This is a genomic window from Saccharomonospora iraqiensis subsp. iraqiensis (genome assembly GCF_000430445.1).
Classification (GTDB): Bacteria; Actinomycetota; Actinomycetes; order Mycobacteriales; family Pseudonocardiaceae; genus Saccharomonospora; species Saccharomonospora iraqiensis.
This window is the reverse complement of sequence record NZ_KE387102.1, coordinates 17,220-27,199: the sequence shown is the minus strand read 5'-3', so window position 1 is coordinate 27,199 and position 9,980 is coordinate 17,220. Positions and strand designations below refer to the sequence as shown.

Below are 9,980 nucleotides of genomic sequence, written 5' to 3'. Positions count from 1 at the left end.
CCGGGCGCCCGTCACGCCGCGGCTCGTCACCGCGGGCACCGTCGCCGGACTCGGTGTGCCCCGGAAGCTCGGCCAGCTCCCGCACCAGCGCGCGACGCTGGTCGTCGAGCTTGTCCACCCCCGCCTGCAGCCGGTCCCACCGCCGCTGCTCGCCACGGGTGAGCTCCCGGTCGCCGGCCTTGTCGTGCAGCTCCCGCATCTCCGACTCCAGCGGTTCCCGCCGGGCCTCCAGCTCGTCGAGCTCGTTCGTGATCACCTGCGCATTCCGCGCCATGACAACTCCTCGGAAGACAGCCGCGCACCACGCGCGGCACGTGAAAGATGAACCGTCGCGGCGGGCGTCGAAGCGGGCCGCGCATGTCTCCCGGAGACCGCCGAGGGTGGCCGGGCCGGCGCTCGACGAGTGCGGCAGGCCGAAGCGGGCCGCGGCTCGTCACCGGAACCTGGCAGCGTCCCGAGCAGTCACCCGCCCGGGACGCGTCCAGACCCATTCCTGATGGACGCCCACAGTCTAGCTCACGGCTCCGTCACCGGATGGTTCCACAACGCCTGCCCCGCCGGGTCGTTCCACCAGTCGGTGATCGGATACGCCCGCATCGCGGCCACCCCCTCCCGCGCGTCGGCGAACTCGTCGACCTCGGCGCCGAACAGCATCCCGCCGCGCACCATCCGCCCGTGCAGCTCGGCCCACCGCCGGGTGCGCGCCGTGTCGTGCCGCAGCATGTCCAGCTCAGCCGCCGGGAAGAACCCCTCCGGGCGGTACTCACCGTCGCACATCTCGCTCCCTTCCGACGCCCGTCACGCGTGACACCTCACCCGTGACATCGGCGCCCGTGACCTGCTCGAACGTGACCGGCGCCGTGACGCCGCCTTCGGGGGGAAAATCAGAGCGTAAGGGCACGGGGTCGCAAGCCCCGGTCACCGCCCGTGTTCGGGGTGCCCCCTCCCCTGGCCCGCCCACCCTGGCCACCAGCACCGACGCCGAGCGAGGCCGCGCGCTTGTCACGCTGAGCAAACGACGAGCAGCACGCACCACAGCCACGGCCACGGCAGGGGCAGGGCGGGGCACCACCAGGGGACGGGGCCACGACATCACTCGACTTCCTCGGATCGGGCACCACGCCGACGCCACCACGTGGCCACACGGGTGGCACCCTCGGCCAGCACCACAGCCGCGGCGGACACCACGGCCAGGGCGGCCACCACGACCACCACCAGGCCGATGATGGCGAGGACGTGAGCGATATCGGGGTTGTCCAGGATCACGAGGGCCTCCCGAGGGTGTCGTGGAGCAGCTGCTCGACGGCCATCGCTGCGACGTCGGGGCAGTCGGGGCGGTGCAGTAGCTCGGCGGTGATGTCGCGGTCACGGGCGACGAGCGCGGGTGTGCCTCCGCAGTCCTCGCACCGGGTGGCGGCGCGGAGGTTGTCGAGCAGCGCGGCGAGCTCGTCACCCTCCACGATGATCGGGCGTTCGGTCATGCGGACTCCCTTCGGAAGCGGGGTGGCCCGGGGGTGGGCCGGAACTGCTCGGGGTTGCTGTCGAACGCCTTGCGCACGTAGGCGGCGGGGTTGGCGACCTGGTGGCCGCTGAGGAACCCGCGGACGGCCTCGGCGATGTCCTGCCGCTCGTAGCGCTGCCGTCCGTCGAGGCGGCTGAACCCGTTCTCGACGTAGTCGACGGCGTCGGCGTACGGGTCGCGCGCGCGGTGAGGGATCTGAGGGACATCTGAGGGATCTGAGGGAAGGGGCGGTACATCAGTCCCGCCTTTACGGACATCCGTCTCGCCTTTAGCGGACTGATGTACCGCCTTTCCGGACAGATGTACCGCCTTTATGTCCTCTAAGGCGGGACTGTTGTCCTGCCTTTCGGTGTCAATGGCGGGACTGTTGTCCCGCCTTTCCGGCGGGACCTCGCGGCGCGGGAACACCGGCACCCGGTAGTCCACGGCGTGGCCCTTGTAGGCGTAGACCGGCCTTCCCGCCTTGTTCGTGCCGACCGGGATGCGAGCCTCGTAGCCGCGGGCGGCGAGCTTCTGGCACACCTTCCGCAAGCCGTCCTCGCTCATGCCGAGCCGGTGCAGCAGCCGGTCCGGGTTCGGGAACACCGCACGCCGGGTGTCGTCGTTGGCCTTCTCGGCGATGACGAGCAGCAGCAGCCGCTCGTTCGAGGTGAGCTCCGCCGGGGCGTGGTCGAGCACCTCGACGTAGAGCCGGATGCCCATCAGGTACCGCCTTCCCTGCGCAGGGCCTCCCGAGCGATCTGAACGACCTGCGCGCGGGTGGGGCTCAGGTTGGCGGCCGCGGCGTGTTCCCGCCGGCACGGGGCGCGCCGGTCGGTGCTGCACGCGCCGCAGGCGAGCTCCACCGAGGTTCGGGGCGGCACGAAGCCGTTCCAGTGCGAGGCGCGGGACAGCCGCAGTGTCGACGCGAGCCGCTCGGCGAGGTCGGGGTGCCGCAGCACCCGTTCCCGCCGGAGTTGGTTCTCCTCGTGCACGGCGTCCATGAGGTCGACGGCCTGGCGCGCGCGGCGTTCGACGTTGTCCCGGTGCTGCCCCTTCGTGAGGCCGCGGTGCTCGGCCTCGGCGGCGAGCAGAGTGCCGTACAACTCGCCCCACGGCGTGGTGCGGTCGCGTCGCCGGTGGGCGCTATGCTGGCCGGTAGACCGTCCTCTCCCCTGGTCTGCTCCCGCCGTCTCTCGGTTGCCCGCCGAGGGGCGGCGTTCTTCTGTCCGGGTCATGCGGCCTCACCACCGCCCTGCTGCGCTTGGCGCTTCGCCGCACGAGCGCGGGCGGCCTTGTAGGCCAGGCGGGTGTAGTAGAGCTTCCGGGCGTACTCGGCGCGCTTCAGGCGCTCGGCCTCGGGCAGCACCCGGTCGGGGTCGACCTCGTCGAGGAAGCGCTGCTGCAGCGCGTCCTGCGCGGCCTTGGTGTTGGTCTTGCCCTGGGCGTGCATCGAGTAGGCGGCGAGGCGCGCTCGGGTGGACCGCTGCTCAGGCGTGAGGTTCTTGGAGGATGCCATAATGGCCGTGCCCTTCTGGACACACTCGTGTCCGGTAGGGGTGTGGAGGCCCGGTCCCCGGTTGAGTTTGGCGACCTAGCGGGGGCCGGGCTCTTTCTATTCTTGTGCGGACAACGCTAGCACGTCGTTGATCTGTCTCGGCGATCACCGGGGTGCCGTGTCGGCGTGTCGTCATGCATTGTCAGAGTTTGTCTCCCTGTGTCGTGTCCTACGTCACATGTGACCATTTGTGGCCACATGCCCGCAGGTCGCGCGCATGATCCAAGTCGAGTACAGAAATGAACAGAATTTTGCAGAGTGACACGGAGCCCAACCGTGCCTGAATGCTCCTGAATGTGCCCACGTCTTCCCGCTCCTTCCCACGTTAGGAACCGTTAGATAATGTTCGGCGCGGGTACAGAAATCGCAGCTCATGGCTAGATCCCGTCGCCGAGGCCCATGCGGCGGTGTGCCTCCCGCGCTCGCTCGTCGGCCCGGGAGGCGCCGTAGCGGCGCAGCATCTGCGGTGACCGCCAGCCCATGAGCCGTTGTAGGTCGGTCTCGTTGCCGCCGGCGGCCAGCCACTCATGCGCGGCGGTGTGGCGGAACTGGTGGGCGTGCAGGTTGTCGATCGGCGGGACCAGGGCGCGGCCGCGACGTCGGAGCATGAGCTTGATGCCGTTGCTGGTCATCGGCGGCCGGTTCTTCTCGCCGAGCCACAGCTCCGGCCGGTCGGCGTGCCGGTGCGGCTTCCGCAGGCGCCGGTACCGAGCCAGGGCCAGAGAGGTCTTGGACCCGATCGGCAGCACCCGCGGCCGCCGGCCCTTGCCGAGCACGGTCACCGTGTCCTGGTCGAGGTCGACGTCGTCGAGGGTGAGGTTGGCGATCTCGGAAAGCCGGCCGCCGGTGTCGATCAGCAGCCGGATGATCGCCGCGTCGCGCCGGCTGATGAAGTCCTTGCCGTCGCACTGCTTGAGCAGGGCGCGCACGGTCTCGACGGGCAGCACATCGACCGGCTTCTCCGGCACGTGGGGCGGCTTCAGGTGCTCCATCGGCGAGCGCTCGATCTCGCCCTCGGCAACCAGGTACTTGAAGAACTGCTGCAGGGCGCGGTACCGCACGTTGGCCGTGGAGGCTGACCGGGTCTCGATCAGGTGGGTCATGAACTCGGCGAGGTCGTGCCGGGTGAGCTCGGCGGCGTCGACCTGGCGGCCGGTCTCGTCGAGCCACCCGATCAACGCCTGAACCGAGGCCTCGTAGACCTGGATGGTCTTGGGCGCCTTGTTCTCGGCCTTGAGCAGCTTGGTGAACTCGCGGACCAGTTGGTCCCATTGCGCTCTCATGGCGCGGCAGGTTATCGTCTCGCCATGCGCTGTGCAAGTGACCCGATCAGAGGCACCGAGCGGGTTTTCCCTGGTCAGGCCCTCTCTGGTGGGCGCAGCAGGGTTCGAACCTGCGACCCCCTGCTTGTAAGGCAGGTGCTCTTCCGCTGAGCTATGCGCCCGGGTGTCCCCGCGCCGGGCACGGGAACACACTCACTCCGAACCCCTCCGGGGCCGGATCAGGTGAGGTCCGCGACCGCCTTCTTCCACGCGTCCTGGTCCCGCGGCTCACCGGGCTGGTTGACCTCGGCGAACCGGACCACGCCCGCGGTGTCGATGAGGAAGGTGCCCCGCAGGGCGAGACCGGCGTTGTCGTCGAACACACCGTACTCCTGGGCGACCCGGCCGTGCGGCCAGAAGTCCGACAGCAACGGGAACTGGTAGCCCTGCTGTTCGGCCCACACCTTCAGCGCGAACGGGGTGTCCACGGAGACACCGAGGACCTGCACCCCGCTGTACTGGTCGAAGTCGTCCCGGAGCTGGCACAGCTCACCCTGGCAGACGCCGCTGAAGGCGAACGGGTAGAACACGAGCAGTACCGGCTTGTCCCCGCGGAAGGACGACAGGGTGACTTCCTGCTTGTTGTAGTCCTTGAGCGTGAAGTCCGGGGCCTGGGTACCCACCTCGACCGCCATAGGTGTGCCAACCTTTCCGCTTGTCGCTGTCCCGGCACGGACGTGCCCGCCCCGGCCGGCCGGAACCGGTGACGGGGCGGGCACCTCGCGAAGCCGCGTGCCGTGCCGAGCCTATCGTGCGACGGACGGACGCCGACAGCTCCGTCACCGGGCCGGGATCCCGGCCCGGTGGGGCGGTGGGGTGGAGGTCCGGGGAGCCGACGGACCGGCCCCGGGCCCCGCAGGGTCACTTCGACCTGGGCACCAGCCGCGTCCCGGTCCAGCCCGGCCCCACGCTCAGGTTCGACGTCTGCGACATCCCGACCGTGGGGACCGCCTCGGCGATGTCGCTCGGCTCGACGTGCCCGGGTTGCCCGGTCTTGGGGGTGAGCACCCACACGACACCGTTCTCGTCGAGCGGGGCGCGGGCGTCCACGAGGGCGTCGCCCAGGTCCCCATCGCCGTCGCGCCACCACAGCAGCACCACGTCGATGACCTCGTCGGCGTCCTCGTCGAGCAGCTCACCACCGAGGTGGTCCTCGATGGCGGCACGGACCCCGTCATCGACGTCCTCGTCCCAGCCCAGCTCCTGAACCACCATGTCCGGCTTGATGCCGAGCCTTTCGGCGACGCTGTTCTGGTCAGCGTCTCCCGCGGCGACCACGACTTCTCACTCCTCCACTTCGGGTGCTGCCACGGCCACCGTCCCGGAGGTCGGCGGCCGCGCGATACGTACACGGATGGGCTTAGCGAACACCGCGACGGCGCGGAGCGCAACCGTCCACACCGGATCATCGGGAACTCGTGCGGTCGACGGGGGCCCTCCGCCGGACTCCGGCACGGCCCCTCCCCGCCCGGCGGGCCGTCCGTCGGCGCCGAGCCGCCCCGTGCGGACCGGAGGTGACTAGGCTGGGAGATACGGCTCACCAGGGTCGGAGGCGACGGACACGGTGTTACGAACAGCTCAATGTTACCGCAGAGTAGTTGGTGACGCGCGGCGCGCCCCGGCACGACGATGACACACGATCGAACGAAGCGACACCAGAACCGGCGAGGAGACCCCTTGGCCCCCCAGAACAACGAGGCCGGACCCGACGGCGCATCCGGCCAGGCGCCCGCGCGCGTCCGCGTGATCCGCGACGGACTGGCCGCGCACCTGCCCGACATCGACCCCGAGGAGACCTCCGAGTGGCTGGACTCCTTCGACGCCGCACTGGCGCGGGGTGGTCAGCAGCGTGCCCGGTACCTGATGCTGCGCATGCTCGAACGGGCCCGGGAACGCAACGTCGGTGTCCCGCCACTCACGGCGACCGACTACGTGAACACCATCCCCACGGAGAACGAGCCGTGGTTCCCCGGCGACGAGGAGATCGAGCGGCGCTACCGGGCCTACATCCGGTGGAACGCGGCGGTCATGGTGCACCGCGCCCAGCGCCCCGGTGTCGGCGTGGGCGGGCACATCTCCACCTACGCCTCCTCGGCGGCGCTGTACGAGGTCGGCTTCAACCACTTCTTCCGGGGCCGGGACCACTCCGGCGGCGGTGACCAGATCTTCATCCAGGGCCACGCCTCCCCCGGGATCTACGCCCGTGCCTACCTGGAGGGCAGGCTCACCGCCGACCAGCTGGACGGCTTCCGCCAGGAGCACTCCCACGCGGGCGAGGACGGCGGCCTGCCGTCGTACCCGCACCCCCGGCTGATGCCGGACTTCTGGGAGTACCCGACGGTGTCGATGGGCATCGGCCCGATGAACGCCATCTTCCAGGCCCGGTTCAACCGGTACCTGCACGCCCGGGGCATCAAGGACACCAGCGACCAGCACGTGTGGGCCTTCCTCGGGGACGGCGAGATGGACGAGCCGGAGTCGCGGGGCCTGATCCACGTGGCCGCGACCGAGGGGCTGGACAACCTGACGTTCGTCGTCAACTGCAACCTCCAGCGCCTGGACGGCCCCGTCCGGGGCAACGGCAAGATCATCCAGGAGCTGGAGACCTACTTCCGCGGCGCGGGCTGGAACGTCATCAAGGTCATCTGGGGCCGCGAGTGGGACGCGCTGCTGCACGCCGACCGCGACGGCGCGCTGGTGAACCTGATGAACACCACCCCGGACGGCGACTACCAGACCTACAAGGCCAACGACGGCGCCTACGTCCGCGAGCACTTCTTCGGCCGCGACCCGCGCACCAAGGAGCTGGTCAAGAACCTCTCCGACGCCGACATCTGGAACCTCAAGCGGGGCGGGCACGACTACCGCAAGGTGTACGCGGCGTACAAGGCGGCGCTGGAGCACCACGGCAGGCCCACCGTGATCCTGGCCCACACGATCAAGGGCTACGGGCTGGGCCCGGCGTTCGAGGGCCGCAACGCCACCCACCAGATGAAGAAGCTCACCCTGGACGACCTCAAGCTGTTCCGGGACTCGCAGCGCATCCCGATCAGCGACGAGGAGCTGGAGCGCGACCCGACGCTGCCGCCGTACTACCACCCGGGCGAGGACTCCCCGGAGATCGAGTACCTGCACGGCCGCCGCAAGGCGCTGGGCGGCTACCTGCCGGAACGGCGCTCGCGCGCCAAGCCGCTGGTGCTGCCCGGCGACGAGGTCTACGACGCCATCCGCAAGGGCTCCGGCAAGCAGGAGGTCGCCACGACGATGGCCTTCGTGCGGCTGATCCGGGAGCTGGCCAAGGAGCCCGACGTGGGCAAGCGGCTGGTGCCGATCATCCCGGACGAGGCCCGCACGTTCGGCCTCGACTCGATGTTCCCGACGGCGAAGATCTACAACCCGCAGGGACAGAACTACACCTCGGTCGACGCGCAGCTGATGCTCGCCTACAAGGAGTCGGAGCAGGGCCAGTTGCTGCACGAGGGCATCAACGAGGCGGGCTCGACCGCGTCGTTCACCGCCGCGGGCACCTCGTACGCCACGCACGGTGAACCGATGATCCCGGTGTACATCTTCTACTCGATGTTCGGGTTCCAGCGCACCGGGGACGGCCTGTACGCGGCGGCCGACCAGATGACCCGCGGATTCGTGCTCGGTGCCACGGCGGGCCGCACCACGCTCACCGGGGAGGGACTCCAGCACGCCGACGGGCACTCCCTGCTGCTGTCGGCGTCCAACCCGGCGGTGGTGGCCTACGACCCGGCGTGGGCGTTCGAGATCGCCCACATCGCCAAGGACGGGCTGCGCCGGATGTACGGCGAGACCGGCCCGGACGGCAACGGTGAGAACGTCTTCTACTACATCACCGTGTACAACGAGCCGTACCAGCAGCCGCCCGAGCCGGAGAACCTCGACGTGGACGGCCTGCTCAAGGGGCTCTACCACTACCGGGCGGCCCCGGACGGCGACGGGCCACGGGCACAGATCCTCGCCTCCGGCGTGGCGATGCCCGAGGCGCTGCGGGCACGGGAGATGCTGGAGAACGAGTGGGGCGTCCGCGCCGACGTCTGGTCCGCCACGTCGTGGACCGAGCTGCGGCGGGAGGCCGTCGACATCGACCGGGAGAACTTTTTGCACCCGGAGCGTTCCCCCCGCACACCGCACGTCACCGCCGCACTGTCGCGGGCGGAGGGTCCGGTGGTGGCCGTGTCCGACTGGATGCGGGCGGTGCCCGACCTGATCCGGCCGTGGGTGCCCACCGACATGCTCACCCTCGGCACCGACGGGTTCGGCTTCTCCGACACCCGGCCCGCGGCACGGCGGCACTTCCTCGTCGACGCGGAGTCGGTCACGGTGGGCGTGCTGACCGCCCTGTCCCGGCGCGGCGAGATCCCCGCCGAGCGGGTCACCGAGGCCGTCCGGACGTACCGGCTCGAGGACGTGACGGCGGCGGGTCCGCAGACGTCCGACTCGGGCGTGGCCTGAGCCGTTCCGGTCCGCCCGGCCCCCGTTGCGCTGCACGAACGAGTGACTCCGGTGGCGCACGGGGGCCACGGCTTCCATAGTGGAACCACCGGTGGGGACCGGGGAAGCGGGACCACCCGGGGCGCGGGAGCCGCAGCGCCACGGGTGGTCCCGTGCCACTGTGCGGGCACGGGCGGAACGGCGCCGACGGGCCCGCCTCCCCGGGACGATCCACCCCGTACCCGGCGTGACCGGGCGTAGGATTCGAGCACGATGTCTGCCACGAACGACCACGGGCTGTCGGCCACGACGCTGCGGGAGCTCGAACGCGCGTCCGGTCGGCTCGCCAAGGCCAGCGTGGCCGCCCTGGAGGAGCGGCTGCCGTGGTTCGCGCGGCTGCCCGCCGACCAACGGGCCAGCGTGCTGCTCATCTCGCAGGCGGGCGCGGCGGGGTTCGTGCGGTGGATGCGCGACTCCAAGGAGGCGCTGCGCCTGACCACCGAGGCCTTCCGGTCCGCACCCCGGGAGCTGTCCCGGTGGATCAGCCTGCGGCAGACCGTGGAGATCGTGCGCCTCGCGGTCGAGGTCTTCGAGGAACACCTGCCCGAGTTCGCGGCCGACGAGGCCGAACGGGCCGCGCTGATCGAGGGCATCCTGCGCTACGGGCGGGAGATCGCCTTCGCCGCGGCCAACTCCTACGCGGCGGCGGCCGAGGCACGCGGCGCCTGGGACGCCCGCCTGGAGGCCCTGGTCGTGGACGGGGTGGTGCGGGGCGACGCGGAGGAGTCCGTGCTCTCCCGCGCGGCGGCCCTGGGCTGGGACCCCGCGGGCTCGGCGACCGTGCTCGTGGGCAACCCGCCCTCCGACGACCCGCCGTCGGTGGTGTTCGAGGTCCGCAGCAAGGCGGCCCGGGTGGGCAGGCCGGTGCTGCTCGGGGTGCAGGGCTCCCGGCTGGTGGTCGTGGTCGCCGGTTCCACCGAGGAAACCGAGGCCGACCGGGAGATCCTGCCGATGCTCGCGACGGCGTTCGCCGAGGGCCCCGTCGTCGCGGGCCCCACCGTCTCCGGCCTCGCCGAGGCGCACCACAGCGCCTCCGAGGCGCTGTCCGGCCTGCGGGCCGTCGTCGGCTGGCCTGCCG

12 protein-coding genes and 1 tRNA gene are annotated in these 9,980 nt (G+C 70.7%); 2 read left to right on the top strand and 11 right to left on the bottom strand.

Annotated elements, in window-relative coordinates:
• From ACTIR_RS26695 to ACTIR_RS0114480, 11 genes are all read right to left on the bottom strand, one after another.
• Positions 1-274: hypothetical protein (locus tag ACTIR_RS26695; protein WP_034240212.1), on the bottom strand; the 274-nt coding region annotated here is incomplete at its 3' end.
• Between the two features lie 242 nt (positions 275-516).
• The gene (locus tag ACTIR_RS0114525; protein WP_026454838.1) at positions 517-777 is read right to left on the bottom strand and encodes a hypothetical protein; all 261 of its coding nucleotides are present in this window, start codon (positions 775-777) and stop codon (positions 517-519) included.
• A gap of 315 nt (positions 778-1,092) precedes the next feature.
• On the bottom strand, positions 1,093-1,266 hold the full coding sequence (locus tag ACTIR_RS25965; RefSeq protein WP_154663768.1) for a hypothetical protein: 174 nt from the start codon (positions 1,264-1,266) through the stop codon (positions 1,093-1,095).
• Entirely contained in the window at positions 1,263-1,481 is a 219-nt protein-coding gene (locus ACTIR_RS0114515; protein WP_026454837.1) for a hypothetical protein, read from the bottom strand. Before ACTIR_RS0114515 ends, ACTIR_RS25965 begins: the two co-directional genes overlap by 4 nt.
• Positions 1,478-2,224: a helix-turn-helix domain-containing protein gene (locus tag ACTIR_RS0114510; protein WP_026454836.1), complete on the bottom strand. Its 747-nt coding sequence runs from the start codon at positions 2,222-2,224 to the stop codon at positions 1,478-1,480. The genes ACTIR_RS0114515 and ACTIR_RS0114510 overlap by 4 nt, the downstream gene beginning before the upstream one ends.
• Positions 2,224-2,607 carry a hypothetical protein gene (locus tag ACTIR_RS0114505; protein ID WP_026454835.1) on the bottom strand — a complete coding sequence of 128 codons (384 nt, stop codon included), beginning with the start codon at positions 2,605-2,607 and terminating at the stop codon, positions 2,224-2,226. The genes ACTIR_RS0114510 and ACTIR_RS0114505 overlap by 1 nt, the downstream gene beginning before the upstream one ends.
• Before the next feature lie 128 nt (positions 2,608-2,735).
• Complete coding sequence (locus tag ACTIR_RS0114500; protein WP_026454834.1) at positions 2,736-3,020, bottom strand: hypothetical protein; 285 nt, start codon at positions 3,018-3,020, stop codon at positions 2,736-2,738.
• Between the two features lie 416 nt (positions 3,021-3,436).
• Entirely contained in the window at positions 3,437-4,342 is a 906-nt protein-coding gene (locus tag ACTIR_RS0114495; RefSeq protein ID WP_026454833.1) for a tyrosine-type recombinase/integrase, read from the bottom strand.
• An 86-nt stretch (positions 4,343-4,428) separates the two neighbouring features.
• Positions 4,429-4,503, bottom strand: a tRNA-Val gene (locus ACTIR_RS0114490).
• A gap of 57 nt (positions 4,504-4,560) precedes the next feature.
• Complete coding sequence (locus tag ACTIR_RS0114485) at positions 4,561-5,016, bottom strand: peroxiredoxin (protein ID WP_026454832.1); 456 nt, start codon at positions 5,014-5,016, stop codon at positions 4,561-4,563.
• 226 nt (positions 5,017-5,242) lie between these two features.
• Positions 5,243-5,659 (bottom strand): DUF3052 domain-containing protein, encoded by a 417-nt coding sequence (locus ACTIR_RS0114480; RefSeq protein WP_026454831.1) that lies wholly within the window; start codon positions 5,657-5,659, stop codon positions 5,243-5,245.
• A 399-nt stretch (positions 5,660-6,058) separates the two neighbouring features.
• Here ACTIR_RS0114480 and aceE point away from each other — a divergent pair, with 399 nt between their 5' ends.
• Positions 6,059-8,863, top strand: a complete 2,805-nt coding sequence (gene aceE / locus ACTIR_RS0114475) for a pyruvate dehydrogenase (acetyl-transferring), homodimeric type (protein WP_026454830.1) — start codon at positions 6,059-6,061, stop codon at positions 8,861-8,863.
• A 252-nt stretch (positions 8,864-9,115) separates the two neighbouring features.
• A partial coding sequence (locus tag ACTIR_RS23470; protein WP_065388594.1) for a PucR family transcriptional regulator occupies positions 9,116-9,980 on the top strand: 865 nt, incomplete at its 3' end.